This window comes from Thermoanaerobacter wiegelii Rt8.B1, from assembly GCF_000147695.2.
In the GTDB taxonomy this organism is placed as follows: Bacteria; Bacillota; Thermoanaerobacteria; order Thermoanaerobacterales; family Thermoanaerobacteraceae; genus Thermoanaerobacter; species Thermoanaerobacter ethanolicus.
Map to the genome: position 1 here is coordinate 1,169,638 of NC_015958.1, position 24,884 is coordinate 1,194,521.

The 24,884-nt window shown below is 33.9% G+C and carries 27 protein-coding genes, 1 tRNA gene and 2 pseudogenes; 25 read left to right on the forward strand and 5 right to left on the reverse strand.

Annotated elements, in window-relative coordinates; all coding sequences use genetic code 11:
* A complete protein-coding gene (locus THEWI_RS05665; protein ID WP_244262333.1) occupies nucleotides 1-246 on the forward strand; it encodes a hypothetical protein in 246 nt (81 codons plus the stop codon).
* A gap of 165 nt (nucleotides 247-411) precedes the next feature.
* Here the strand turns inward: THEWI_RS05665 and THEWI_RS05670 are convergent.
* A tRNA-Leu gene (locus THEWI_RS05670) sits at nucleotides 412-500 on the reverse strand.
* Between the two features lie 264 nt (nucleotides 501-764).
* On the opposite strand from THEWI_RS05670, the pseudogene THEWI_RS05675 reads away from it, so the two are divergent.
* Both THEWI_RS05675 and hflX read left to right on the forward strand, forming a co-directional pair.
* Nucleotides 765-2,071, forward strand: a pseudogene (locus THEWI_RS05675) (ISLre2 family transposase).
* A 182-nt stretch (nucleotides 2,072-2,253) separates the two neighbouring features.
* Nucleotides 2,254-3,495 carry a GTPase HflX gene (gene hflX / locus THEWI_RS05680; protein WP_014062750.1) on the forward strand — a complete coding sequence of 414 codons (1,242 nt, stop codon included), beginning with the start codon at nucleotides 2,254-2,256 and terminating at the stop codon, nucleotides 3,493-3,495.
* On the opposite strand, the gene THEWI_RS05685 is transcribed toward hflX, so the two are convergent.
* On the reverse strand, nucleotides 3,485-3,967 hold the full coding sequence (locus THEWI_RS05685; protein ID WP_014062751.1) for a DUF3189 family protein: 483 nt from the start codon (nucleotides 3,965-3,967) through the stop codon (nucleotides 3,485-3,487). The two genes, hflX and THEWI_RS05685, sit on opposite strands and share 11 nt — an antisense overlap.
* A 220-nt stretch (nucleotides 3,968-4,187) precedes the next feature.
* Here THEWI_RS05685 and THEWI_RS05690 point away from each other — a divergent pair, with 220 nt between their 5' ends.
* From THEWI_RS05690 to THEWI_RS05705, 4 genes and pseudogenes are all read left to right on the forward strand, one after another.
* On the forward strand, nucleotides 4,188-4,616 hold the full coding sequence (locus THEWI_RS05690; RefSeq protein ID WP_003869745.1) for an NUDIX hydrolase: 429 nt from the start codon (nucleotides 4,188-4,190) through the stop codon (nucleotides 4,614-4,616).
* An 89-nt stretch (nucleotides 4,617-4,705) separates the two neighbouring features.
* A complete protein-coding gene (locus THEWI_RS05695) occupies nucleotides 4,706-5,356 on the forward strand; it encodes a YigZ family protein (RefSeq protein ID WP_014062752.1) in 651 nt (216 codons plus the stop codon).
* Nucleotides 5,357-5,570: 214 nt separating this feature from the next.
* Nucleotides 5,571-6,853: pseudogene (locus THEWI_RS05700) on the forward strand (IS110 family RNA-guided transposase).
* A 550-nt stretch (nucleotides 6,854-7,403) separates the two neighbouring features.
* A complete protein-coding gene (locus THEWI_RS05705; RefSeq protein ID WP_052877883.1) occupies nucleotides 7,404-7,772 on the forward strand; it encodes a CoA-binding protein in 369 nt (122 codons plus the stop codon).
* 26 nt (nucleotides 7,773-7,798) lie between these two features.
* Here THEWI_RS05705 and THEWI_RS05710 read toward each other — a convergent pair whose 3' ends face one another.
* Complete coding sequence (locus tag THEWI_RS05710; RefSeq protein ID WP_003869748.1) at nucleotides 7,799-8,152, reverse strand: sulfite exporter TauE/SafE family protein; 354 nt, start codon at nucleotides 8,150-8,152, stop codon at nucleotides 7,799-7,801.
* Nucleotides 8,149-8,505: a sulfite exporter TauE/SafE family protein gene (locus THEWI_RS05715; protein WP_003869749.1), complete on the reverse strand. Its 357-nt coding sequence runs from the start codon at nucleotides 8,503-8,505 to the stop codon at nucleotides 8,149-8,151. Before THEWI_RS05715 ends, THEWI_RS05710 begins: the two co-directional genes overlap by 4 nt.
* A 131-nt stretch (nucleotides 8,506-8,636) precedes the next feature.
* On the opposite strand from THEWI_RS05715, the gene cysK reads away from it, so the two are divergent.
* The gene (gene cysK / locus THEWI_RS05720; RefSeq protein ID WP_014062755.1) at nucleotides 8,637-9,557 is read left to right on the forward strand and encodes a cysteine synthase A; all 921 of its coding nucleotides are present in this window, start codon (nucleotides 8,637-8,639) and stop codon (nucleotides 9,555-9,557) included.
* Between the two features lie 60 nt (nucleotides 9,558-9,617).
* Nucleotides 9,618-10,358, forward strand: a complete 741-nt coding sequence (locus THEWI_RS05725; protein WP_004401838.1) for a YebC/PmpR family DNA-binding transcriptional regulator — start codon at nucleotides 9,618-9,620, stop codon at nucleotides 10,356-10,358.
* 19 nt (nucleotides 10,359-10,377) lie between these two features.
* Here THEWI_RS05725 and THEWI_RS05730 read toward each other — a convergent pair whose 3' ends face one another.
* Nucleotides 10,378-10,824 carry a chemotaxis protein CheW gene (locus tag THEWI_RS05730; RefSeq protein ID WP_014062756.1) on the reverse strand — a complete coding sequence of 149 codons (447 nt, stop codon included), beginning with the start codon at nucleotides 10,822-10,824 and terminating at the stop codon, nucleotides 10,378-10,380.
* Between the two features lie 110 nt (nucleotides 10,825-10,934).
* On the opposite strand from THEWI_RS05730, the gene THEWI_RS05735 reads away from it, so the two are divergent.
* From THEWI_RS05735 to ubiB, 16 genes are all read left to right on the forward strand, one after another.
* On the forward strand, nucleotides 10,935-11,501 hold the full coding sequence (locus THEWI_RS05735; protein WP_014062757.1) for a hypothetical protein: 567 nt from the start codon (nucleotides 10,935-10,937) through the stop codon (nucleotides 11,499-11,501).
* 374 nt (nucleotides 11,502-11,875) lie between these two features.
* On the forward strand, nucleotides 11,876-12,373 hold the full coding sequence (ruvC, locus tag THEWI_RS05745) for a crossover junction endodeoxyribonuclease RuvC (protein ID WP_014062758.1): 498 nt from the start codon (nucleotides 11,876-11,878) through the stop codon (nucleotides 12,371-12,373).
* Nucleotides 12,370-12,933 (forward strand): Holliday junction branch migration protein RuvA, encoded by a 564-nt coding sequence (gene ruvA / locus THEWI_RS05750; RefSeq protein ID WP_014062759.1) that lies wholly within the window; start codon nucleotides 12,370-12,372, stop codon nucleotides 12,931-12,933. Before ruvC ends, ruvA begins: the two co-directional genes overlap by 4 nt.
* 10 nt (nucleotides 12,934-12,943) lie before the next feature.
* Nucleotides 12,944-13,960, forward strand: coding sequence for a Holliday junction branch migration DNA helicase RuvB (ruvB, locus tag THEWI_RS05755; protein WP_014062760.1), 1,017 nt, complete (start codon nucleotides 12,944-12,946; stop codon nucleotides 13,958-13,960).
* Nucleotides 13,953-14,165 (forward strand): DUF2905 domain-containing protein, encoded by a 213-nt coding sequence (locus tag THEWI_RS05760; protein ID WP_003868518.1) that lies wholly within the window; start codon nucleotides 13,953-13,955, stop codon nucleotides 14,163-14,165. The genes ruvB and THEWI_RS05760 overlap by 8 nt, the downstream gene beginning before the upstream one ends.
* Nucleotides 14,166-14,188: 23 nt before the next feature.
* A complete protein-coding gene (locus THEWI_RS05765) occupies nucleotides 14,189-15,775 on the forward strand; it encodes a SpoIID/LytB domain-containing protein (protein WP_014062761.1) in 1,587 nt (528 codons plus the stop codon).
* 17 nt (nucleotides 15,776-15,792) lie between these two features.
* Nucleotides 15,793-16,818: a tRNA preQ1(34) S-adenosylmethionine ribosyltransferase-isomerase QueA gene (gene queA, locus THEWI_RS05770; protein WP_014062762.1), complete on the forward strand. Its 1,026-nt coding sequence runs from the start codon at nucleotides 15,793-15,795 to the stop codon at nucleotides 16,816-16,818.
* A gap of 40 nt (nucleotides 16,819-16,858) precedes the next feature.
* Nucleotides 16,859-17,989, forward strand: coding sequence for a tRNA guanosine(34) transglycosylase Tgt (gene tgt / locus THEWI_RS05775; RefSeq protein WP_014062763.1), 1,131 nt, complete (start codon nucleotides 16,859-16,861; stop codon nucleotides 17,987-17,989).
* Nucleotides 17,989-18,288 carry a preprotein translocase subunit YajC gene (gene yajC / locus THEWI_RS05780; protein WP_014062764.1) on the forward strand — a complete coding sequence of 100 codons (300 nt, stop codon included), beginning with the start codon at nucleotides 17,989-17,991 and terminating at the stop codon, nucleotides 18,286-18,288. The genes tgt and yajC overlap by 1 nt, the downstream gene beginning before the upstream one ends.
* Nucleotides 18,289-18,376: 88 nt before the next feature.
* Complete coding sequence (locus THEWI_RS05785; protein ID WP_003869762.1) at nucleotides 18,377-18,769, forward strand: TIGR04086 family membrane protein; 393 nt, start codon at nucleotides 18,377-18,379, stop codon at nucleotides 18,767-18,769.
* Nucleotides 18,770-18,824: 55 nt separating this feature from the next.
* Nucleotides 18,825-18,962, forward strand: a complete 138-nt coding sequence (gene scfA / locus THEWI_RS13885) for a six-cysteine ranthipeptide SCIFF (protein WP_003869763.1) — start codon at nucleotides 18,825-18,827, stop codon at nucleotides 18,960-18,962.
* A 65-nt stretch (nucleotides 18,963-19,027) separates the two neighbouring features.
* Nucleotides 19,028-20,413 carry a thioether cross-link-forming SCIFF peptide maturase gene (scfB, locus tag THEWI_RS05790; RefSeq protein ID WP_014062765.1) on the forward strand — a complete coding sequence of 462 codons (1,386 nt, stop codon included), beginning with the start codon at nucleotides 19,028-19,030 and terminating at the stop codon, nucleotides 20,411-20,413.
* Entirely contained in the window at nucleotides 20,394-20,951 is a 558-nt protein-coding gene (locus tag THEWI_RS05795) for a gamma carbonic anhydrase family protein (protein WP_014062766.1), read from the forward strand. Before scfB ends, THEWI_RS05795 begins: the two co-directional genes overlap by 20 nt.
* 19 nt (nucleotides 20,952-20,970) lie before the next feature.
* On the forward strand, nucleotides 20,971-22,206 hold the full coding sequence (gene secD, locus THEWI_RS05800) for a protein translocase subunit SecD (RefSeq protein ID WP_003869766.1): 1,236 nt from the start codon (nucleotides 20,971-20,973) through the stop codon (nucleotides 22,204-22,206).
* A gap of 12 nt (nucleotides 22,207-22,218) precedes the next feature.
* A complete protein-coding gene (gene secF / locus THEWI_RS05805; protein WP_014062767.1) occupies nucleotides 22,219-23,130 on the forward strand; it encodes a protein translocase subunit SecF in 912 nt (303 codons plus the stop codon).
* Between the two features lie 82 nt (nucleotides 23,131-23,212).
* On the forward strand, nucleotides 23,213-24,880 hold the full coding sequence (gene ubiB, locus THEWI_RS05810; protein WP_014062768.1) for a 2-polyprenylphenol 6-hydroxylase: 1,668 nt from the start codon (nucleotides 23,213-23,215) through the stop codon (nucleotides 24,878-24,880).
* The last annotated feature ends 4 nt before the right edge of the window (nucleotides 24,881-24,884 follow it).

Here is a 24,884-nt window from a genome sequence, read left to right on the forward strand (position 1 = left end):
TTGGGATATTTTAAAAAAGAATTTATTTTAGGCGATTATGAATCAGTAAGAGATTTTGCTGCACAAAAAGGCATTAAGTATAATGGGTATTTTGCAGAGAAAACAAAAGGCTGGGCAGAAGAAAAAAGAGCAAGGCAAGAGCAAAAACAGAGCAAAATTATAGAAAAGACAATTGAAAAGATTGCAAAAAGGAGCCTGATAGAAATGTGGCTCATCCCAATGCAAAGACGGTCATATTATCAATAGAGCAGCTTATGTAGTATTAGGGGTAACGATATAACAGAGGCCAGTACGTTTATTTTATCTATTTTTATCTGCTTTTATTTTTTATGTTTGCAAAATGTTTGCAAAGTGATATAAAAAACCAAAAGCCGTTAGCAAAGTGCTAACGGCTACATTTCTTGATTTTTCTGGTGCCGAAGGTGGGAGTCGAACCCACACGGGGTGTAAGCCCCACTGGATTTTGAGTCCAGCGCGTCTGCCAATTCCACCACTTCGGCGAGTTACTACATTTCATATATTATCACAGGTTAATGAAAATTTCAATACCCTTTTTATAAAAGATAGTGTAAAATTATCGTAGGATTTTTAAAGTGAAAAAAACAAGAGACAACCCCTGTGATAAAATAGAAATAGGAAACAAAACATCACAGGAAGGGGTGTCTCTTGTGAAAAAATATATTTTTGAAGATATTATACTACAAAATGCTCTAAATTTCACTAGAGAAGTGATAGAAATTTTTGGTGATTTATTAAACGAAGGAATGGATATTACAAGACTTGTAGCAAGAATAAAGGAAATCACGGACAAACTAGGTAGTGAAGTAATAGAAGCAATTATTGAAGAGTTAGATAGGATAATAAAAGAAGACAAGAGAAGGAAAGAAAAATGGATAGTAGAAAGAAAAGATAAAAAGAGGTTAACGACAATTCTTGGAGATATTGAATATGAGAGGACATATTACAAATCTAGGCAGGATGGGAGATATACATATTTGGTGGATGATGCATTAGAGATAGGGCGGCACGATAGGATAGAAAAGGGAGTAAAGATAAAGTTAGTAGAAAACGCGATAGAAGAATCATATGAAAGAAGTAGTAAAAAAGCATGTCCAGAGGAGCTAAGTAAACAGACGGTATTAAACGCAATAAGGGAAATAGGGGAAGTAGAAGTAAAGAGAGAAATAAAAGAGAAGAAAGAAGTAAGGTATTATACATAGAGGCAGATGAAGACCATGTACCTTTACAAGAGGGTGGAGATGAAACACCTCGATTGGTGTACATACATGAAGGGAGGGAAGAGAGAAACGGAAGAAACGTACTGAAAAATGTGTATTACAAGGCATACGTAGGAGAGAAAGCTGAAGACATATGGATAGATGTAGCAAATTACATAGAAGAAAATTACAAGGAAGAGAAGATAGAGAAGATATACATAGCAGGAGATGGAGCGCCGTGGATAAAAGAGGGATTAGAGTGGATAGTAAAATCAAGGTTTGTGTTAGACAGATATCATTTAAACAAATACGTATTAAAAGCTACATCGAAAGAGCCAAAATACAGGGATAAGATATGGAGAGCAATAAATGAAGGAGATAAAGAAGAACTAAAGAAGGTATTTAATGAACTAATAAAGGTAACAAAGGAAGAGAGAGAAAAAGAGAAGGTAAAAGAGGCGAAGAGGTACATACTAAATAATTGGGAAGGAGTAGAGATATACAGTAAAGACAAAGATGTAATAGGGTGCAGTGCAGAAGGGCATATAAGTCATGTATTTTCTTCTAGATTAAGTAGGAATCCATTAGGATGGAGTAGAGAAGGATTAAAGTTAATGGCGAAATTAAGAGTATTCAGCAAGAATGGAGGAGATTTGAGAGAAATAGAATGGGGTAAGAAAGAGAATATAAATGAAGGGAGCTACAAATTAACGAAGAAGCAAATAAAAGAGGCGGTAAGGAGAGTTAAAACGTCTACAAATGAAAAAATAAATAATATTACGGTTTTGAATATAGGGAAAGTAACACCAATATATAAGGTTTTAAGAGCAATAAAATATGCGCAAGTTATATAAAATGCATGATAAGTTGAAGGCGGAAATTAACTAAGTTTCAGGGGTTGTCTTAAAAAAATCCTACAGTATCTTGACACTATCTTTATAAAAAGTGCTATTAATTTACCTATTTCATTATTTATAAATTCCTTTATTTGTGATATATTTATATTTACAGCACATTTTTCAAGGTTGGTGATGTTATGGAAGAGTTAAACAGAAATAAAAAAATAGAACGAGCTATTTTAGTAGGAATTATTTCTACACCTGAAGATGAAGAAAGCATGGAAGAATTAAAAGAACTTGCTTTAACAGCTGGAGCTGAAGTAGTAGGAGTAATGACACAAAAGCGCAATACAATTGACAAAGCTCACTATATTGGTAAAGGAAAGCTGGAAGAATTAGAATTCTTTGCTGAAAATCAAGAAGTTGACCTTGTCATTGTCAATGATGAACTTACTGGTACACAAATTAAAAATATGGAAGACTTTTTAAATGTAAAAGTTATTGATAGAACAAATCTTATTCTTGATATATTTGCAAAAAGAGCAAAGTCAAAAGAAGGAATGTTACAAGTAGAATTAGCACAATTGAAGTATCGGCTGCCACGTCTTGCAGGTCTTGGTGGACAACTTTCAAGATTAGGTGGAGGAATAGGTACAAGGGGTCCTGGTGAGACAAAATTAGAGACAGATAGAAGGCATATAAAGAATAGAATAAAAGCGATAGAAAAGAAGTTAGAAGAAATAGAAAGGCACAGAAGCTTACAAAGGGAAAGGCGTAAGAAAAACCGTATTCCTGTGATAGCTATAGTAGGATATACAAATGCAGGAAAATCCACGCTGCTTAATGCTTTAACTAATGCAGAAGTATACGTTGAAGATAAATTATTTGCAACACTTGATCCTACTGCGCGGAGACTTGTTTTGTCTTCAGGGAGAGAAGTAATTTTGATTGATACTGTAGGTTTTATTAGAAAGTTGCCTCACGATCTCGTGGAGGCTTTTAAATCTACGCTAGAAGAGGTTAAATATGCAGATTTATTGCTTCATGTAATTGATGTGGCTTCACCAGATATGGAGGAAAAGATAAAGGTTGTAGAAAAGGTTCTTTCAGATTTAGGGGCTATTAATACCCCTAAGATAAATGTTTTTAATAAAATTGACCTTTTGGAAGTTGTACCTAAAGGAAATGAAAGAGAAGTTTATATTTCTGCAAAAAATAAAATTGGATTTGATAAGTTATTGCAAGCAATTGAAAGAGAAATTTTTAAAGATGTGGAAGTAGTGAATTTTCTATTGCCTTATGATAAGACTAAAGAATACAATTATTTAAAAGAAAAAACAAAAATAATTGGAGAAAATTATAGTGAGAAAGGGATAATGATAAAAGCCGAAGTTCAAAAAGAAATAAAGGAAAGACTTAAAGATTTTATCATCGTTTAATAGCGTTGTACTCTGCTTTTTCTTGAGCCTTTACGTTTTTAACTATTTGAACAATTTTTTTATAAGCTTTTTGCGTACCATAAATGACTAAAGGCCTTCCTATAGCAGGAAATTTTAAAGCAATAGAAGTAAATCCTCCAATTTTCATAATCCAGTTTGTAGCACCAGTCGTGTCAATCAAAAGCAGTCCTTCGTTTGTATTGAATATATGATAGTATAAATCTTTAAGAGCTGGCTCAATTAACTTTTTAGCATTTTTTACTCCCATAGAATACACGTTGTTGCCATATTCATCAGTGCCAATAGGAACGATGTGTCCCGGGTCATTTTGGCCATTTAGTTTATCAAATAAAGGTATACTTTCTATTTCTTCTTTAGAAGGAATTCTGTCCATTGGCAGTTTTCCAGTATGTATATAAGCTGCTATTACAGAAGTATGGGTCCCACCATAACAGTGATAAATTATATGCATTTAAAACTCTCCTTCCTTGCTTTGTACATTAGATATTTTTTATAATTTAAAGATTTTTATACTGGTAAATTAATTTTCTGGTGGGAAAATTAAATTTTGATGTATAATTGTGGAGATGTGCGAAAAAATAAAAATAAAATTAAAAATTTAAGAAGGAATTTAAGAGTTTTTAAAGAATATTATATTAGGAGAAAAAATAAAAATTTTAGGGGGCTTGGAAATGTTAATAAGAGATTGCGCTGGAGGAGTTGTATTCAAAGGAGACAGTGTATTTATCCTCAAAAATGATAAAGGGGAGTGGGTGTTACCCAAAGGGGTTATTAGAAATAATGAATTACCTATTGATGTGGCTATAAGGAGAGTCTGTGCTGAAACAGGTCTTAAATCTGTTGAAGTCCTTTCTACTGCTGGCGAAACCAGCTACGAATTCTATTCTGTCACCCGTCAACGTCCTGTCTTTAATAAAATCACTTGGTATCTCATGATTACCGCCGATGAGGAATTTAATATTAGCAAAGAAGATGGTTTTGTTGATGGAGGATTTTATCCTATAGACAAGGCTTTGGAGATGATTACCTATAGTCAAGACAAATCACTTGTAAACGTTTCTTATTTTAAATATAAGACGTTGACGAAGGCTCTGGCGTAAAGCGAAAAAGCTTTAATAAAGCCTTATAAAGCCGGCAACGGCTTTATTTTTTGATTATAGTTTGGTATAATGACAAAAGGGGTGCTATTTTGGCTAAAAGTTATAAAACACTATACTCTTACGGAGTTGCTGAAATCGAAATAAAGCGTTCCAGATTTATCGGACATGCTAAACCAGTTTCTTCAGAGGAAGAGGCGATAAAATTTATAGAGGAAATTAGGGCAAGTCACAGAATGGCAACCCATAACGTTTATGCTTATGTTATTGGAGAAAATGATGAAATTCAGCGTTTTAGTGATGATGGAGAGCCTTCTGGTACAGCAGGCATACCTGTATTAAATGTAATCAAAAAAGAAGGATTAAAAAACGTTGCTGTTGTAGTTACAAGGTATTTTGGCGGAATATTGTTAGGAGCAGGAGGATTAGTGAGAGCTTATACAAAAGGGGCAAAAGTTGGTATTGATGCTGCTGGAATAATAGAAAAAATACATGCGAAAAGAGTTATACTCACTTTTGATTATACTTTCCTGGGAAAGATTCAAAATGAGCTTTTAAAAAAAGGTTATTACATTAGGGATACTATATATTCAGATAAAGTTTCTATAGTATTACATATTGAAGAAGGCCATCTATTAGAATTTCAAACTTTTATAAACGATTTGACAAGTAAAAAGTGTGATATAAAAATTGAAGAAGATGTGTACCTTTTAAAAAAAGGCGATGAATATTATGGAACATAAATTTTATCCCTTATAAAAAGGGTGGGAGAAGAGTAAATGGTGGCGCTTAATTAAGACCCTATTGAATTTAGGAGGTAAAAAAGAATGGAGCATTCCTGTAATGAATAAAAATAAAGAAGAATGGACTTTGAAAAATAAGTACCTCCTGATAAAATACAGAGTGTAAGTTTAAGAACTTACCTCGAATTATCAAAATAAACAGGAGGTACCTAAAATGAAGTATACACAAAATGAAAAGATTTTGCAAGTAACAGAAGACACATTAATTGTAGGAGTAGACATAGCAAAAGAAAGCCATTATGCCAGAGCATTTGACTACAGAGGAGTAGAATATGGGAAATACCTAAGATTTGAGAACAATAGAGAAGGTATGACAAAATTTTCTAAATGGGCGAAAGACTTGATGGAGAGACATAAGAAAAACAAACTAATAGTAGGGATGGAACCGACAGGACAATATTGGGTATGTTTAGTCCAATACCTTAAAGACAATAACATAAAGGTAGTAATGGTTAATCCATTTCATGTAAAGAGGAGCAAAGAATTAGATGACAATTCTCCCACAAAAAGCGATAGAAAAGACCCAAAAACAATAGCAATGCTAGTAAAAGATGGGAGATATGTAGAACCGACAATACCTGAAGGAGTATATGCAGAATTAAGGATAGCGATGGACATAAAAGACAGGTTGAACAAACAAATAGGGATGATAAAGAATCAAATAACAAGATGGATAGACATATACTTTCCAGAGTTTAACAGCGTATTTTCAGACTGGGAAGGGAAAGCAGCACTTATCACATTAAAAGAAATTCCAACACCAGAGAAGATAGCAGAAAAAAGCAGTGGAGAAATCCTATCGATATGGAAGAAAGAAGTACAAAGGGGGTAGGAGAAAAAAGGGCTATAAAGCTAATAGAAACTGCGAGGAAGAGCATAGGGAAGAAGCAGGGAATGAAGATGGCAGAATATGAGATAAAGACCCTCATTGAACAATACGAATTTTTTAAAAAACAAATTGAGGAAATAGAGAAGAAGATAGAAGAATTAATAGTTGAGATACCAGGGGTTAAAGAACTGCTAGGAATCAAAGGGATAGGAGTAAATACAGTAGCAGGTTTTATTGCAGAAGTAGGAGATATTGAAAAATATGAACATCCGAAACAGATACAAAAACTAGGAGGATTAAACCTAGTAGAGAATAGCTCTGGTAAGCATAAAGGAGAAACGACAATAAGTAGAAGAGGGAGGAAGCGATTGAGGAGAGTACTATTTACTGCAGTAATGGCTTTGGTGGCAAAAAACGAAGAATTTCGTGAACTTCACAAATATTACACTACCAGAGCGCAAAACCCGCTAAAAAAGAAGCAATCATTAATAGTATTGGGCAACAAACTAATAAGGATATTTTATGTCATATTAAAGAAAGGAGTAAAATATGACCCAATCAAGATGATGAAGGACATAAAGAGGCCAGCATTACAGGAAGTTGCATAAAAAGTGCAATATACTATCAAATCAATTAAGGGTTAATCATCTTTTCTTCAGCTTTAACTTAATCACATCTAAAGAGCTGACCCTTAAGAAGAAATCAATTTTTAGGGAAAGCGAAAGTATGAACGACGTTATATAAAAGGTAACGGAAGGAATAAAATAAAAACAAGTAATCAAGAGATGGGATATTGACAACAAGAGCGGGAATTGTCATACAAGAATAATCACCATACGGGCAAAGACCCTGCAATGGAGCAGAAATGACATCCACCTCATGGCAGGTAGAACGAAGGAATTAAGGACAGAGATCCAGTGAGACATGGGAGGGTAAACCCCATGAGATAAGTGGAGCTATCCCGCCATAATATGGAAATAAGATATGAGGTTTATTAAACTTACCTATTTAATGGTTAAATAAGTAATAAATGATAATATAAGCCATGAGATGCTCTTGTTGTAATGAGAAATTTAAAGAAAAACTAAGATATTAAGAGAAAATAAAAGATAATAGAGGGAGTGGGATTATTCCTACATAGATTACGTGGAAGAAGCTATGAAAAGAAAAGTGTGGGCTGTAGTAGGAGCACTCCCTCGAGAGAGTAAATATGGCTATCAAATTTACCGAACTCTTAAATTGAACGGGTATACAGCTTATCCTGTTAATCCAAAATTTCGAGAAGTAGATGGAGACCCTTGCTATGACTCTTTATCCAGCTTACCTGTAATACCAGAAGTTGTAGATATGGTAGTTCCTCCTAACAGAGGTGAACAGTACGTAGAAGAAGCAGCAAAATTAGGTGTGGAATTTATTTGGTTTCAGCCAGGGGCAGAAAGTGAGGAACTGGTGGAAAAAGCTAAAAACCTTGGGCTAAAAGTTATTTATAATACCTGTGTAATGTTGGAAACAGATAAGAGAAAATAAGAGGAGAGCCATCTCCTCTTATTTGACTATTTGCGAGGTTTTGAGGAAAATTCGTATATTCCCATACAGAATAAAAAAACAGCGAATATTTTTTTTAATATAAAGGCTTTTGTAATTGCTGCTATAATAGCTCCAACAAAACTTCCTATCATTCCACCTATTATTATAAGCAATATGATTTTATACTTTATGTTTTTACTTTTAAAATGGTATATTAATGCAATAATTGCTGTAGGAATAAAAGAAAAAAGATTAACGCTTTGAGCAATGTGTTGCTCGGTTCCAGTAAAGATTGTCAAGGCAGGGATGAGAATTGTCCCTCCTCCAATTCCCATTCCTCCTACAATTCCTGAAAAAAGTCCTATTAGAAATAGTTTCATGATATCCACATCCTGACGGAAGCTATAAGCATTATTATGCCAAAAATTTTTCGTAATAAAGGAATGGAAATTTTATTAAGAAAATATGCACCAATAATTCCTCCCATCGTACTTCCTAGAGCTATGTTAATAGTTAAAGGAATGTCGATTATTTTATTTTGCAAATACACTAAACTACTGACTAGAGTGATAGGAAGTATAATTGAAATTGCCGTAGCATGAGCCTTATGGTCTTCTATACCAAGTAAAAATACCAATGCTGGGACTATTAAAGTGCCTCCTCCTGCCCCTAAAAGACCGTTTACGATACCAGTTATAAAGCCTATAGAGAAAAGTTTTAGTTTATCAGTCATTTTTATCACCTTTTGCAGCTTGATATTATTATTTTTTCTCTAAAATCTTTTGATATTCTAATTTCCATTTGACATGTCTAGCGTAGAAAGTTTAAAATTTTTATAGTAATGTACAAATGGAGGTAAATTTTATGATTGCCAACAATGTTTTTGAGCTGATTGGAAAAACGCCAGTAGTTAAGTTAAATAAAATTGTGGAGAAAGAATGGGCGGAAATTTATTTAAAATTAGAATTTTTTAATCCTGGAGGCAGCGTTAAAGATAGGGTAGCTTTTTCCATGATAGAAAAGGCAGAAAAAGAAGGAAAATTAAAAAAAGGAAGTGTAATTATTGAACCTACCAGCGGAAATACAGGTATAGGGTTGGCGATGGTAGGGGCAGCAAAAGGGTATAAAGTAATAATAGTTATGCCTGATACTATGAGCATGGAAAGAAGAATGCTTTTAGCGGCGTATGGGGCAGAAGTAGTTCTTACCCCTGGCAAATTGGGGATGGAAGGCGCTATAAAAAAAGCAGAAGAATTAGTAAGGCAGAATAAAAACTATTTTATGCCACAACAGTTTGAAAATTTTGCAAATCCTTTAATCCATGAAGAGACTACTGCTAAAGAGATAATTGAAGATTTTAACGAGGGTCTTGATGCTTTTATTGCAGGTGTAGGTACGGGGGGAACTATTACAGGAGTAGGAAAAATATTAAAAAATAAATTTTCTAATATAAAGATTATTGCGGTAGAACCTTATTCAGCAGCAGTGCTTTCTGGTAAAGAGCCTGGACCTCATAAGATTCAAGGGATTGGCGCAGGCTTCATCCCTAAGGTGTTAGATAGAAATGTCATAGATGAAGTAATTGCTGTAAAAGATGAAGATGCCTTTGAGGTGACTCGCCTTTTGGCAAAAAAAGAAGGCATACTTGGAGGAATTTCTACAGGTGCTTCCTTATGGGCAGCAATTGAAGTTGCTAAGAAGTTAGGCAAAGGTAAAAAGGTTTTAGCAATAGCTCCTGACAGTGGAGAGAGGTATTTAAGTACACAACTTTTTAGAGAGGATTAGATTTACAAGCTCTATATTATTGTGTTAAAATATTTTAGACACAGTAAAGGAGGTTTTTTTATGTCAGGGCATTCAAAATGGGCTAATATAAAGCACAAAAAAGAAAAAATGGATGCTAAAAAGGGAAGGATTTTTACAAAGCTTACCAAAGATATTATAAAAGCGGCTAAAGAAGGCGGTGGAGACCCTAACACTAACAGTAAATTAAGAGATGCTATAGAAAAGGCAAAAGCTAATAATTTGCCAAATGAAAATATACAAAGGGCTATTAAAAAAGGTACCGGTGAATTAGGAGGAGCTAATTTAGAAGAAGTAATATATGAAGGATACGGTCCTTCTGGTACTGCCATAATTGTTGAAGCTTTGACTGATAATAAAAACAGAACTGCTGGTGAAATAAGGCATATTTTTGATAGGCATGGCGGTAGTTTAGGAGCAGCTGGTTCTGTTACATGGATGTTTGACAAAGTCGGAATTATAATTGTTGAAAAAAATGATTCTATTGATGAAGACGAATTAGCGATGGTTGCAATAGATGCAGGTGCGCAAGACTTTTCTGCAGAAGATGAAGAATTCGAAATAATTACTGAACCTTCAAATTTTCAAGAAGTAAAAGAAGCGATTGAAAAAGCAGGCTATAAAATTTCTGAAGCAGAAGTTACTATGCTTCCTAAAAATACTATACAACTAAGTCCTGAAGACTACGAAAAATTTGAAAAATTAATTGACAAATTAGAAGAAAATGACGATGTACAAAATGTTTATCACAATGTGGAAATAGAAGACGAAGATGAGGAATAAAAGAAAGAGATAGAATAGGCTACATTTCTTCTATCTCTTTCTTTTCTTTTTCTGTTAAAACTTTATGTAAGTCTAAGTTGATGATTAATCTGTCGTTTAAATTGATAATAGATGTTATGTACTCTTTTCCAATTCCTTTTATTATGCCTGGAGCTTCTTGTATGGAACTATCGTCTACATGTAAAACTTCTGTTACTGAGTCTACGATAAAACCTACTGGTCTGTTAGTGACATTTACTACAATAATCCGATTATTGTCATTTTTTTCTGATAAAGGCAAATTAAAACGCTTTTTTAAATCTACAATAGGAATGACTGTTCCTCTTAGATTAGTTATGCCTTCTACAAAAGAGGGGGCATCAGGTACTTTCACAATCGTCTGAAGTCGTATAATTTCTATCACCTGATTAATGTCTACGCAAAAATCTTCATTGTTTAATTTAAAAACTACAATTTGATTTGCCACTTTCTCATCTCCTCCCTTATAGATATTATTCGATATTTTTTGACAAAATCCTGCAAAGAGAATAAATTTTTTAAAATTGGTTATAATTACATAAAACAGGAGGAGATGTTATGAAAAAGCTAATTTCCTATAAAATGGTTGCCATATATTTGTTAGCTATATTTATAGGAGTGATGATTGGATATTTAATTAATGTTAAAGACAATGAAAAGCAAAGAACAGAAAAAAATATAACTTATGAACAGAGGATTTCTTCTCAACAAGAAGCTCTTGCTAAAAAATTAATTTCCCAAGGTAAACTCATATTTGAAACTAAATATCTTGAAAATGGAGAAATAGTGCGTGAAGTTCAAAATTTAACCCCTTCTCTTTATGGGAAAAGCAAGGAAGAAATTGCAAAGATATATACTGGTTGGAAAGTTAAAAGTTTTGATGAAGAGGAAATAGTTCTCTACAGAGAAAAAGAAGGGTTGCCTGCAGATTATTATATAATTTCCAGCATAAATGGATATGTGGTTTTATTAAAAAGTGACGGAAATGGCAATAAAGAAATTGTAGAAAAAACCGACATACCATTGGACAGTTTAACACCTTTTGACAGAGAAAGAGTGATAGAAAATATAATTACAAAAGACAAAGATGAAGCATACCAAATATTGTCAAATTTAAGCTCTTAAGTTCTCCTATGCTTTTAGGAGAACTCAGACTGTAGACAAACTTTCGTAAAGGAGATATTTTGCATAAGGAGTGACTTGTTACAAAGCGATAACAAAACTTAGCAAGACCGAGGGCGGAGGCAGGGCCGAAGCCACGGATGGCGGAGGCGGGCACCTTAAGGCATGGATGCCGATTGTGCCCGGTACCCTGCCGGAGCCTGAAGGTCGAGCTTTAGTTTTGTCGCTTTGGAACATCGGAACGACGATGCAAAATATCTCCTTTGAAAATTTTTTAACTTTGTCAACAAACTGAAGTTCTCCTATGCTTTTAGGAGAACTTTTTCTTGTTTATAAAGTCCATTGATGTTAAAATAAATAAAAGGAGAGGAGATATAATGAGGGTATTAGGGATAGATCCTGGAATTGCCATAATGGGCTATGGTATAATAGATTACAAATCCAATAAGTTTACTGTTATAGACTACGGTGCAGTTACTACAAAAGCTGGTATTGATAAGGCTTTGCGCCTACACGATATATATAATGGAATTATATCACTTATAAAATCTTACCGCCCTGATGTAGTAGCTATAGAAGAGCTTTTTTATAATAAAAACGCAAAGACTGTCATAACTATTGGGGAGTCCAGAGGAGTTTCTATTTTAGCTGCTGTCAATTCGGGAATAAAGGTTTTTGAATATACTCCTTTGCAAGTTAAACAAGCAGTGGTAGGGTACGGAAGAGCAGATAAATATCAAGTCCAACAAATGGTGAGGGTTTTATTAAATCTTGAGGACGTTCCTAAACCTGACGATGTAGCTGATGCATTGGCAGTTGCCATATGCCATTGTCACAGTAACAATATGATTGAAAAGCTGGGGTATTCAAGATGATTGAGTATATTAGAGGGATGATTGAAGATATTGGACAAGATTATGTAGTGATTGACTTTATGGGTATAGGCATAAAGGTTTTTGTTCCATTTTCTACTTTGAAAGTTTTACCTTCTAAAGGAAATATAACCAAGCTTTATACATATTTACATATGAGAGAAGATGGTTTACAAATTTTTGGCTTTAAAACAAAAGAAGAGCTAGATTTGTTTGAGAAATTATTGTCTGTCAGTGGTGTAGGGCCTAAAGGAGCTTTGTCTATTTTGTCCGTGGTTTCTATTGATAATTTTGTAAAAGCAGTTAACGTAGGCGATTATAAAGCTCTTACGATAGCTCCGGGAATAGGCAAGAAGACTGCTGAGAGAATTATTTTGGAATTAAAAGATAAGCTTCCAAAAAAAATAGTTTTGGAAGGTGATAATAATTTTTCAAATGAGGCCTTAGAAGCTTTATTAGCTTTGGGTTATACCAAAAGTGAAGCTATTTATGCTTTGGCAGATATCACCTGTGATAGCGTAGAAGAAGCTGTAAAGCAAGCTTTGAAAAAATTAATGAAATAGGGTGAATTGAATGGAGGAGAGAATACTAACTCAAAGTTTTACACAGGAAGATGCCTCTGAATACAGTTTGCGTCCTAGGTGGCTTTCTGAGTATATAGGTCAGCAAAAGATAAAAGAGGAATTAAAAATTTACATAGAAGCCGCTAAGATGAGAAAAGAGCCCCTTGACCATGTCCTACTATATGGTCCTCCTGGCCTTGGAAAAACGACTTTAGCCACAGTAATTTCTAATGAAATGGGAGTAGGAATAAAAATAACCTCAGGTCCTGCTATAGAAAAGTCGGGAGATTTGGCAGCCATCTTAACTAATTTACAGGAAAATGACATACTTTTTATAGATGAGATTCACAGGCTTAATAGAAGTGTAGAAGAGATTCTATATCCTGCAATGGAAGACTTTGAATTGGATATAGTAATAGGAAAAGGCCCAAGTGCCAGGTCTATAAGGCTTAGTCTTCCGCGTTTTACTTTAATTGGGGCTACGACAAGGGCTGCTCTTATGACTTCTCCTTTGAGAGACAGATTTGGGGTTATAAACCGCTTGGATTACTATTCAGTGGAGGAATTAAAAGAAATAATTAAAAGGTCAGCGAATATTTTAAACATTGGAATTGATGAAGATGCAGCTTTTGAGATTGCTGAAAGGTCACGGGGGACTCCGAGAATTGCCAATAGACTTCTAAAACGGGTGAGAGATTTCGCACAAGTAAGAGGAAATGGATACATTGATTTTAAAACTTCCAAAGAAGCGCTGGACGTATTAGGTGTAGATGAGATGGGATTAGAATACATTGATAGAAAGATTTTGGTTTCTATTATAGAAAAGTTTGGCGGTGGTCCTGTAGGAATCGATGCTATTGCTGCATCAATAGGAGAAGATGGGGATACAATAGAGGATGTTTATGAACCTTATCTTTTACAAATAGGTTTTTTAAACAGGACTCCGCGAGGAAGAGTTGTTACAAAATTAGCTTATGATTACCTTAAATATCCTTATATAGAACAGGGGAGGATAGAAGGTGTTTGATAGTTTTGGTAAAATGTTGATATTTATGGGAGCTATATTAATTTTAATAGGGGTGCTTTTTTCTGTAGGTTCAAAAATTGGTTTAGGACGTTTGCCGGGAGATATAGTTTATCAAAAAGGAAATTTCACTTTTTATTTTCCTATTATGACAAGCCTTTTATTGAGCCTGTTTTTAACATTAATTTTTTGGCTTTTTAGAAGATAACATATGAAAAGGGGTTGTATTTTGTGAGGTTGAAAAAATTTATAATAGGGAGTATAATTAGTGTCATGATTTTAACTCTCTCACCTTATCCTACCGTGAATGCTGATATCAGCATTCCAAAGGTTATAAAAGTAGGGCTTTTTTATGGACAAACTGCGAAATCTTCTTACCAGCTTTCTTCTCCCGGAGGTTTTAATTTTGCTTATCAAGACAATACAGGAAATTTGATTAATATTTTTAGCACCAGCATGCAAAACATACAAGTTGCAAAAGATGATAATTTCTATTTAATGGTGGGAAGCTATGATAATCTGGACATGGTGAATGCTGATTACGCTAAAATAGCAAACCAAATTCCGAATGCTTTTATAGGATTTGATGGCAAATATCATATATACATAGGACCTTATTTGACTTTGCCGGATTTGCAATCTGCTTATGAAATTTTTTCAAAAAATTATACCAATATCTCCAAGGTGTTGCCGGATAAAAATATTTTAATAAGCAATGGTATAAAAAACTTGTTTTTATTTAATATAAATGCTGATTTATATATAAGTAAGCTTAATCCTGATGGTATGCCCATTGCGATAGAATCAAAACGCTACAGAGGCATGTTTGAATTTAGAAGGCAACAAGACAGTGACATGACTGCTATAAATGTTGTGCCCCTGGAGGAATATTTATATGGGGTTGTGCCGGGTGAAATGCCGCCATCCTGGAATTTAGAAGCTTTAAAAGCTCAAGCAGTGGCAGCACGAACTTATGCTGCTAAAAATATAGGCAGATACGGGAAGTATGGTTTTGATTTGACAGATGATGATAAAACACAAGTTTACAAAGGGTATGATGGAGAATCTTCTTCTACAAACAAAGCGGTAGATGAAACAAAAGGTGTAGTCGCTATATATCAAGGAAGTCTTATAGATGCCCTTTATCATTCCCATAGTGGGGGATATACCGAAGACAATAATAATTATTTTTCTGCTGATGTTCCTTACTTAAAAGGTGTGGAAGATAAATACGTTTTTGGCTATAGCAGTGCTAATGACAGTTGGACAGTCACTTACACAAAAGACCAGATAAAAAACCTGCTGTTAAGTAAAGGACAGGATATAGGAGATATAGTAGATGTAAAGGTCACTGAGAAAAGCTGGACTGGAAGAGCGATTACTGTCACTATTTATGGTACAAAAGGGACTTTCGCATTGAAAAAAGGAGATATACGATCTTTTTTTGGGCTAAAAAGCACTATGATTGATATAAAGGGCGATGGCAGCAGTGAATTTGAAGTGTACGTGACTTCTTCTTACAGTGATTCGCAAAAAGTTTCTTTAAATGAGATAAATATTCAAAATAATGAAGTTATAACGAGGGTTTCTAAAGATATCCTTTATGTAATAGGAGCAAATGGTATTAAAGAACTAAAAAAGACAGATAAGCCCAGTGAAGTTTATACTATAAAAGGCAGTGGTTATGGACATGGGGTAGGGTTAAGCCAGTATGGGGCAAGAGGACTGGCGGACCATGGGTATAATTACATTTATATTTTAAAATACTATTACAAAGGTATTGAGGTATACGATACTATAAACAACAAAACTTTGTAAAAGGATGGCGCAAAAAAATGAAACGCAGCGAGTTTTACTTTGAATTACCAGAAGAATTAATTGCACAAGAACCTTTAGAAGATAGGTCTAGTTCTCGTTTAATGGTTTTAAATAGAAAAACTGGTGAGGTTCAACACGATATTTTTAAAAATATAACAAAATATTTAAAAGCGGGAGATTGTCTTGTTTTAAATGATACAAAAGTTATTCCTGCGCGCCTTATAGGACGAAGACAAGACTCAGGAGGAAAGATAGAATTTGTTCTTTTGAAAAGATTATCAGTAAATGAGTGGGAAACGTTAGTAAAGCCTGGCAGAAGAGCTAAAGTAGGGACAAGAGTTGTTTTTGGAAATGGAGAATTGGTTGCGGAAATTTTGGACAATACAGAAGTTGGAGGAAGAGTAGTAAGATTTTATTATGAAGGAGTATTTGAAGAGGTATTAGATAAATTAGGAGAAATGCCTGTGCCACCTTATATCAAAAAGAAACTAAAAGACAAAGAGAGATATCAAACTGTCTATGCAAAATATGAAGGTTCTGCAGCTGCTCCTACTGCAGGGCTTCATTTCACAGAAGAGTTATTAGAAAAAATAAGGCAAATGGGAGTAAAAACTGTTTTTATTACCCTTCACGTAGGGTTGGGTACTTTCAGACCAGTAAAGGAAGAAATAATAGAAAATCATAAAATGCATGAAGAGTTTTACATTGTTACAAAAGAAGCAGCTGAAGAAATAAATGCTACAAGAGAAAAAGGTGGTAGAGTAATAGCTGTTGGAACTACTTCTACTCGTACTCTCGAAACTGTAGCTGATGAAAATGGCTATATAAGAGAAAAAAGTGGATGGACTGATATTTTCATATATCCTGGATATAAATTTAAAGCGATTGATGGTATGATAACAAATTTTCACTTACCTGAGTCCACTTTAATTATGATGGTGTCGGCTTTTGCTGGTAAAGAAAACATAATGAGGGCTTATCAAGTAGCTATTGAAGAGAGATATAGATTTTTTAGCTTTGGAGATGCAATGCTTATAATTTGAGCAGTTGATTACAAGCCAAAAGGTAGAATAGGAGGATATAATGGCAGCAATTAAGTATCATCTCATAAAAAAAGATAGTAAGAATAAGGCGAGATTAGGAATATTAGAGACTCCACATGGAATTATAGAAACGCCTGTGTTTATGCCAGTAGGAACACAAGCAACTGTAAAATCTATGACTCCTGAAGAATTAAAGGAAATTGGAGCGACGATTATTTTAAGCAACACTTATCATCTTTATCTAAGGCCGGGGCATAAGATTATAGAAAAAGCTGGTGGCCTTCATAAATTTATGAATTGGGATAGAGCAATTTTAACAGACAGTGGAGGATTTCAAGTTTTTAGCTTGAATTCTTTAAGAAGAATTACAGAAGACGGTGTAGAATTTAGGTCTCATATAGATGGCTCTAGGCACTTTTTTACTCCCGAAAAAGTAATAGAAATACAAAATGCTTTAGGTTCGGATATAATGATGTCTTTTGACGAGTGTGCACCTTATCCTGCAGATTACGATTATGTAAAAAAATCTATGGAACTTACTATTAAATGGGCTGAAAGGGGAAAAAGAGCCCACAAAAATACTGAAAAACAAGCTCTTTTTGGAATTGTCCAAGGAGGGACCTATGAAGATTTAAGAAAAGAGTGCGCTCAAAGATTAGTAGATATGGATTTTCCTGGATACTCTATAGGTGGATTAAGCGTAGGAGAACCAAAGAATGTAATGTACGACATTGTAGATTTAACTACAGAATATTTACCTGAAGACAAACCGAGATATCTTATGGGGGTGGGAAGTCCTGATGACCTTATAGAGGGAGTAATACGAGGAGTTGATATGTTTGACTGCGTACTTCCGACGAGAATTGCTAGAAATGGGACAGTTTTTACCAGCAAGGGCAAATTAATAGTAAGAGATGCTCCTTATGCGGAGGACTTTTCTCCTTTAGATGAAGAATGTGATTGTTATACTTGTAGAAATTATTCAAGAGCCTATATAAGACATTTATTTAAGGCGAACGAAATTTTAGCAGCAAGGCTTGCTACTTTACATAATCTTTATTTTCTAATTAAGTTGATGAAAAAAATAAGGGAAGCTATAAGGCAAGACCAGCTGCTTGAATTTAAAAAAGAGTTTTTTAAAAAATATTATGGGAATAAGGAGGAGTATTAATGAATCCACAAACGACTTATGTAATTGTCGAAATGCTTATTTTTATTGCAATCTTTTACTTTTTGCTGATTTTGCCTCAACAAAGGCGCCAAAAGAAAGAAAGAGAAATGCTTGATTCTTTAAAACCTGGCGATGAGATTATTACAAAAAGCGGCTTTTATGGTAAGATCTTAAACATCAAAGACGATGTAATAACTTTAGAAATGGGAGCAGATAAGGTGAGACTAAAGATTGCAAAATGGGCAGTTGGAGGAGTTATAAGCTCAGCCAGTGACAAAAACGAAAAAGAAGAAAAGTGATAAGATGCGGTTTGCCGCGTCTTTTTTTATGTACTATGTTTAAAATAAAAAGCATACATATTAGTAAGAAAACTGTGGGGGTGAGACTTTGAAGGGAAGGTTTGGCATGGAAAAGGGAACTGGCATAAATATTACTGGAATTTTTACAGGAGTTTTAATAGCTTACATTATCACTCTTAGTTTTTTCATAATTTACGCTTTGCTTTTGACCTTTACAGCTGTATCTGAATTAACTTTACCTACCCTTACTTTATTAATAACCATAATAGGTATAGTTTTATCAGGTGCCTTATCTGCAAGGCATACCACCAACAAAGGTTGGCTAAATGGAGGAATTGCTGGTATTTTATATGTAACCATTATGTTAGTTTTAGGAGCATTTTTTGTAAAAGAATTAGGGCCTACTTCTTCTTGGGCAGTAAAATACGCTTGGGGAGCTGTTTTAGGAGCTTTAGGTGGTATGATAGGCATCAATTTATAGCTTCAATTCCTTCTCTTTATGTGTTATAATAAATCAGGAAGAGGAGGGAAGAAAAATGAAGCATGTTATAACAATTAACAGGCCAACGTTAAAAAATAGCTTAAAAAAGCCAGGCTGTGGCGAATGCCAGGCATCTTGTCAATCAGCTTGTAAAACATCTTGCACTGTAGCAAACCAAGAATGTCAATACTAATACATAATACTCAAAATGGCAGTAAAATAGTTACTGCCATTTAAACTTGCAATGGAGGTTAAAAAATGTCAGAGTTAATGCATAAATTTAAAAGACTGGGAATGAATATTGTAGTAGATCCGGTAAGTGGCTCTATCCATGTGGTAGACGATATTATTTATGATATTTTGGACTTTTACGAAAATTACTCAAAAGAAGAAATTGTAAATTTACTTCAACATAAATATAAAAAAGAAGATATACTGGAAGCTATTGCAGAAATTGACGAATTAAAAGAAAAAGGGCTATTATTTTCAGAAGATATATATAAAGATATTGCAGTGTCGAGAAATGATTCTGTTATAAAAGCGATGTGTTTAAATGTTGCTCACGATTGCAATTTAAGGTGCAAATATTGTTTTGCTTCTACTGGGGATTTTAAAGGTAGTCGCAAGTTGATGGATTTTGAGACGGGCAAAAAAGCAATCGATTTTTTAATAAAAAGTTCTGGAAAAAGGAGAAACATTGAAGTTGACTTTTTTGGCGGTGAACCCCTTTTAAATTTTGATGTAGTCAAGAAGTTAGTAGAATATGGAAAAGAAAAGGCGAAAGAGAATAAAAAAGTAATTAAATTTACCATAACGACGAATGCAGTTTTGCTGGATGATGAGAAAATAAAGTATTTTAATGAAAATTTTTCTAATGTGGTACTTAGTTTGGATGGAAGAAAAGAAGTAAATGACAACATGAGAATACGCGTAGACGGCAGTGGAACATATGATACAATAGTTCCCAAAATAAAAAAGTTTGTTGAGTCAAGAGGGAAAAAGGAATACTATGTTAGAGGGACTTTTACTTCAAAAAATTTAGATTTTGCCAATGATGTGTTGCACATTGCTGATTTAGGAGTTTATGAAATATCTGTAGAGCCGGTAGTTGAAAAAGAAGATAAAGACTATACATTAAAGGAAGAGCATTTAGAGAGAATTTTAAATGAATATGACAGATTAGCAGAAGAATATATAGAGAGATACGAAGAAGGAAGGCCTTTTTCTTTTTATCATTTTAAAATAGATTTAGAAGGAGGGCCTTGCGTTAAAAAAAGGCTTCAAGGCTGTGGTGCTGGCTTCGAGTATATAGCGGTGACTCCCGATGGGGATATTTATCCTTGCCATCAATTTGTGGGTATTGAGGAATTTAAATTAGGAAATCTTGAAGAAGGTATAACTAATAAAAAATTACAGCAAAAATTTATGGAAAGCGATATTTACAAAAGAGAAGAATGTACAAAATGTTGGGCAAGGTTCTATTGTAGTGGAGGTTGCTTTGCAAATAACTACAACATAAATGGAGATATTAATAAACCTTATGAGCTGGCTTGTGAAATGCAAAAAAGGCGTTTTGAAAATGCGATTGCCATAAAAGCATATCAAATGCTAAAGGGTGAGGAAAATGATTATAAAGGAATATAAGGGTATGAAACCCAAAATAGATGCTGAGGCGTATATAGCGGAAACAGCAGAGGTTATTGGAGATGTAGAAATAAAAAAAGATGCAAATATATGGTATGGGGCTGTGCTAAGAGGAGATATAGATAAAATAGTTGTTGGAGAAGGAACTAATATACAAGATAATTGTGTTGTACATGTTACAGAGGGACATCCCTGTTATATAGGAAATTACTGCACAATAGGACATGAGGCGATAGTCCATGCTTGCAAGATAGGAAATAGTGTGCTAATAGGTATGGGAGCAATTATATTAGATGATGCAGAAATAGGAGATAATTGTATAATAGGAGCAGGATCACTAGTGACAGGAGGTAAAAAGATTCCTGAGGGCAGTCTTGCTTTTGGGAATCCTGCAAAAGTTATAAGGAAACTTACTCAAGAGGAAATTGAAAATATTCATCGCTCCTATGAACATTATGTAGAATTAGCAAAATTGCATTTTTCTAACTTTGGGCAATTGACCGTTTACAATAAAAGTAATATAATAGAAAATAGTTAAACTACGAAGGAGGATTCGAATGAGAAGTAGAGGTTTTATCAAATTTTTTTCTGTAATCATTGTTGCAGCAATAGTTGCATATATAGCCTTTTTTGGAATAAAGGCAGGCAATTATTCTATAAGCCCAGTACAGGATCACATGAGATTGGGGCTAGACTTAAGAGGAGGCGTTTATGTATTAGAAGAAGCACAAGGTAATGTTACACAAGATGCGATAAATAAAGCTATTGCAGTCATAAGGAACAGGGTAGATGCTCTTGGCGTGACACAGCCTGTAATAAGTCAACAGGGGTCAAATAGAATTCGTGTAGAGTTGCCTGGCATGAATGACCCTGATAGGGCAATAGAGATAATAGGTAAAACTGCTCAATTGAAGTTTGTTGGTCCAGATGGTCAGGTTATTTTAACAGGTGCTAATGTAAAAGATTCAAAAGCAGTATATGCTCAAACTCAAACAGGAATCCAGCAACCAGAAGTTACGTTAGTACTTGATGCTGAAGGAACAAAAAAATTTGCAGAAGCCACTCAAAAATTTTTAAATCAACCTATTGCAATAGTTTTAGATGATAAGGTAATATCAGCTCCGACAGTGCAAAGTGTTATCACAAATGGAAATGCGGTGATTACTGGTTTGAAGGACTTCCAAGAAGCATCTGAATTAGCTACACTTATAAGAGCTGGTTCTTTGCCTGTCACATTAAAACCCATAGCTTATAGTTCTGTAGGTGCAACGTTAGGTCCGAGTGCTTTGAATGCTAGCTTAAAAGCTGGTATATACGGTACTTTACTGGTTATGTTGTTTATGATAGCTTTTTATAGATTACCTGGTTTTGTAGCAGACTTAGCCTTATTAATATATATATTAATAAACTTCATCGTTTATGCGTTATTTAATATAACATTAGATTTGCCAGGTATTGCAGGTTTCTTATTGTCAATAGGTATGGCTGTCGATACTAATATTTTAATTTTTGAAAGATTTAAAGAGGAATTGTGGGCAGGTAAAAGCATAAGACCTGCTTTAGATGCCGGCTTCGCGAAAGCTTTTAGGGCAGTATTTGATGCTAATATAACCACTATAATTGGAGCTATTATCCTTTTCTACTTGGGTTCAGGAAATGTTAAAGGATTTGCTTTAACACTTCTAATAGGTGTGACATCCAGCTTATTCACAGCTATAACTGTAACGAGATTTTTGTTGCATGCACTTCTTGATATGGACTTGACAAAGAATATAAAACTTTATGGAGCATAGGAGGGGAATTGAGTGAACCAACATAGATTTCATATAGATGTCATTGGCAAAACGAAAATTTGGTTTGCGATATCAGGGATTATGATTTTAATTGGCGTAATAGCTATGCTTGTAAATGGATTTAATTGGGGAATAGATTTTACTGGCGGAACAATAATGGAGTTTAAAATTGGCAAATCTTTTGATACGAAGGATATAATTAAAATTTTAAACGAATATAAAGTTAAAGACTATCAAATACAAAAAATAGGGACAAAAGGTGATCATGTTTCAATAAAGACAAGTCCTATTTCCAATGAAACGCGGCTTTCAATAATAAAAGATATCGAAAAAAAGTACAACTTAACAGAAAATGACTTAATAATGTCACAGCAAGTTGGGCCTTCTTTAGGAGCTGAGATAAAATTTGGAATGATACTAGCGCTTTTAGTAGCTTCTGCAGTGATGCTTACCTATTTAGGCTTTAGATTTAATTTTGAAATGAGCTTGGCAGCAGTTGTTGGGTTATTGCATAATGTGATAATATTAATTTCAATTTACGCTATTTTCAAAATAACAGTAGACTCGCCTTTTATAGCGGCTCTTTTGACAGTATTTAGCTATTCTCTTCACGATACTATTGTAATTTTTGACAGAATAAGAGATAATTTAAAAAGTATGAGAAGATCTGATTATACAGAAATTGCGAATGTGAGTATAAACCAGACTCTTACACGGTCGATAAACGTAGTTTTGACAGTATTAATTATGCTAGTTTTAATGTATTTCTTAGGACCTAAGGCATTGAAAGATTTCGCATTGCCTTTACTTATTGGTATAACTTGGGGAGCATATTCTTCGATATTTATCTCTACTCCTCTTTGGGTATTAATTAAAAATAGGGAAAAGAGAAGAAAAACCTCTAATAAACCTGCAAAAGCTTAAGTTTAAGTAATATAAAAAATATAGTGGCATAGTATCTCTTTTCTGAGAGATAATGCTACTATATTTTTATTGAGGTGAAACGATGAATTTGCCTTTTATTTTTAGAAACAAAAAAATTGCCAAAAGGTATAGAGAAATATTGAAGGTTTTAACAAAAAATGGCTTTGGTTTTATTTCTGATATTTTGTTAAAAGGTGGACATATACCGTTTTATATACTGAAAAGTCATGATTACATGGAAGTTGGAGAGAGGATTAGGAAAACATTGGAGGAATTAGGTCCTACATTTATAAAACTAGGGCAACTTTTAAGTACAAGAGGGGACCTTATTCCTCATGATATTTTGTTGGAACTTGCTAAACTTCAAGATGATGTAGAACCAGAAGACTTTGTAGCTATAAAGAATATTTTAGAAAGTGAATTAAAAGGCAAGATATCGGATTTTTTTACTTATTTTGAAGAAACTCCTATTGCTTCAGCTTCTATTGGACAAGTTTATAGGGCAAAAATTAAAGAAGGGAAAGATGTTGTTGTTAAAGTACAACGTCCAGAAGTGTCACAGAAGATAAATGCTGATATAATAATTTTGAAAAATATTGCCAAAATTCTAAATGAGCGTATAGTTGATGCTCCTGTAGACTTTGTAGAAATTATTGATGAATTAGCCGAATCTCTTCTCAACGAATTGGATTATGCCCAAGAAGGAAATAACGCCGAACGCTTTAGAGAAAATTTTGAGAAGGAAAGTTACATATATATACCTAAAATATATTGGAAATACACCACAAAGCGCGTTCTTACAATGGAATACGTAGAAGGCATAAGTGTAAAAAATAGAGATTTACTTGTAAAAAAAGGTTTCGATTTAAAGAAAATTGCAAGAGAGGGAGCATGGGCCATATTTTTACAAGTTTATGAATTTGGCCTTTTCCATGGAGATCCTCATCCTGGTAATATATTAATCACAAATGATGGCAAAATTTCTTATATTGATTTTGGAATTGTAGGCTACCTTGATAAATCCTCAAGAGAAATGATAATTGACCTTTTTAAAGCCTTTGCCGAGAATGATATTGAGGAAGTAATAGAAGTTTTATCGGATGTAGGGGCCATAAGGCCTGATACTAACCTTAGAACTCTTAAGTCTGATTTGAGCCATATAATAAATTATTTTTACAACACTCCACTAAAAAATATCAGTGTGAACGATTCAATGAGGAAAATAATGTCAACTGTTTATAAGCACAAGCTGATCTTGCCTCCAGAGTTTACTTTACTCCTCAAGTCTTTAGCTACAGTAGAAGGTGTGGGCAGAAGCTTAGATCCCGATTTTTGCATTTCTAGTGTAGCAAAAGATTTTATAAAGCAGGTATATTTGAGAAATATTAGTTTAACTAAAATATTAAAAGAAAACTCCAAAGATTTACATAAAGCAATAATAGTATTGAGAAAACTTCCTTCTAAAATCCAAAGTATAATGACAAAGCTTATAAAAGACGATATAAAAGTGAGAATAAACATTGATGAAAGTGAAAGCCTGCGTTACGATTTAAATATTATGATAAATAAAGTTATTGTAAGTATCATAGCATCAGCATTGATTGTAGCTTCTTCATTGGTTTTGACATTTCAAGGGGGATATAAAGTTTTCGGCTACAATGCATTGGGGCTTTTTGGTTATGTAGTTGCTTTATTTCTATGTTTGTGGGTCTTCTACCGAATCTTTATAGTTGAGAGGAGAAAAAAATAGGAGA